Genomic DNA, 1733 nt, shown 5'->3' with positions numbered 1-1733 from the left:
TACATGGTCGCCGACGCATCGGGCGGCACGTCGCAGGCCGCGCACGACTTCGCGATGCAGCGCATGGTGCAGGCGGGCGTCGTGCCCGTCACGTGGCAGCAGGTCATGCTCGAGTGGCAGCGCGACTGGGCGCGCCGCGACACGTATGACGCGGTGATGGCGATCGCGAAGGAGCATTCGGGCGCGTACGGGATGGGTGTCGACTACGCGTACACGATGGTCCACAAGGCCCCGCAACGTACCGCGACGCCGCACGAGTCGATTCCGGCCGTTCCGGCGAAGTAACGGGCAGTCGGCCGGATTGCCGCGGCCGGCATGCGCGATGCACGCGCCGGCCGTCGCGCGCTCAGACCACGGGCAGCGCCCACGGCGCGTGCGAGAAATGTTCGGCGAGGAAATCGAGCAGCACCGTCACGCGCGCGGCGCGCAGCATGCCGGGCGGCGTGACGAGGTTGACGTTGATGTCGGCGATCTTCCAGTCGTGCATCACTTCCTCGAGCTCGCCGCGCTGCAGCTCGTCCCACACCAGGAACTCGGGCTGCAGCGCGAGGCCGTGGCCGGCGACGAGCGCGGGGACGATCACGTCGGCGTTGTTGGTGCGGATGCGTCCTTGCACCGATACGCCGACATCCTCGCCCGATACCGGTTGGCGAAAGCGCCAGTACTCGGGGGTCGGCAGGTTCGTGTAGGTGAGGCACACGTGCTGTTCGATGTCGCGCGGATGCGCGGGCCGGCCATGCCGGTCGAGATACGCGGGCGATGCGACGAGCGGACGACGCACCGCGCACAGGCGGCGCGAGCGCAGCGACGAATCGCTGAGCTCGGCGATGCGGATCGCGATGTCGAAACCACCGGACACGATGTCGACGATGTGATCGGTCAGCACGAGATCGATGTCGACACGCGGATAGCGCTCGAGAAACGCGGGCAGCAGCGGCGACAGATGACGCAGCCCGAACGACATCGGCGCGTTGACGCGCACGAGGCCGTGCGGTTCGAGCGCCTGCGCGGACGCCTCGCTCTCGATCAGCTCGGCATCGGCCAGCAGACGGATCGCACGGTCGCGCAACAGCTCGCCGGTCGGCGTGAGCGACAGCTTGCGCGACGTGCGGTACAGCAGCATCGCGCCGAGGCGCTTTTCGAGGCGCGCGATGGCCTTCGACACGGTCGGTTGCGATATGCCGAGCAATTCCGCGGCTTTCGCGAACGAACCGGTCTCCGCGACGCGCGCGAAGATGGCCCAGGCTTCGAGATCAGGAAGGTTTTGCATGGTCGGGCAGGGTGGCAGTGAAGAGCAGCGAAGGCGGCGGTGAAGCGTGCGGCCGACGCGATGCGGGGCATTCTAATCCGGCCTGGAGAAAAAACGTTATGGAATCTTATCTATTGTCGTTGGCAGCGGGCATGCTGATCGGCATCGTGTACAGCGTGATCAAGGTGCGCTCGCCGGCGCCGCCACTGATCGCGCTGATCGGCCTCGCCGGCATGCTGATCGGCGCGCAGGCCATCGGGCCGATCCGTCACTGGCTCGGCTTCTGACCGTATCAAGGACACTTCATGAGCGCAACCGATACTCAACCGGATCTGATCCTGCACAACGGGCGCGTCACGACGCTCGATCGTGCGAACCCCGTCGCCACCGCGGTGGCGATCAAGGACGGCCGCTTCGTCGCGGTCGGCAGCGAAGCGGAGGTGATGCCGCTCGCGGGCCGCGCGACGAAGGTCGTCGACCTCGG

2 protein-coding genes and 1 pseudogene are annotated in these 1733 nt (G+C 67.4%); 2 read left to right on the top strand and 1 reads right to left on the bottom strand.

The features are described 5' to 3' along the window. Nucleotides 1-285 (top strand): annotated as a pseudogene (locus tag DIE06_RS37670) (hydrolase); the annotation flags it as partial. Nucleotides 286-346: 61 nt separating this feature from the next. On the opposite strand, the gene DIE06_RS37665 reads toward DIE06_RS37670, so the two are convergent. Beyond that, nucleotides 347-1270 carry a LysR family transcriptional regulator gene (locus DIE06_RS37665; RefSeq protein ID WP_124665729.1) on the bottom strand — a complete coding sequence of 308 codons (924 nt, stop codon included), beginning with the start codon at nucleotides 1268-1270 and terminating at the stop codon, nucleotides 347-349. A 98-nt stretch (nucleotides 1271-1368) separates the two neighbouring features. Between DIE06_RS37665 and DIE06_RS37660 the strand changes: the two genes are divergently transcribed. Beyond that, nucleotides 1369-1536, top strand: coding sequence for a DUF1427 family protein (locus DIE06_RS37660; protein WP_124665728.1), 168 nt, complete (start codon nucleotides 1369-1371; stop codon nucleotides 1534-1536). Nucleotides 1537-1733: the final 197 nt, after the last annotated feature.

This window comes from Burkholderia sp. Bp8998 (assembly GCF_003854235.1).
In the GTDB taxonomy this organism is placed as follows: domain Bacteria; phylum Pseudomonadota; class Gammaproteobacteria; order Burkholderiales; family Burkholderiaceae; genus Burkholderia.
The sequence above is the reverse complement of the archived record's forward strand: the minus strand, read 5'-3'. Positions and strand labels throughout refer to the sequence as shown.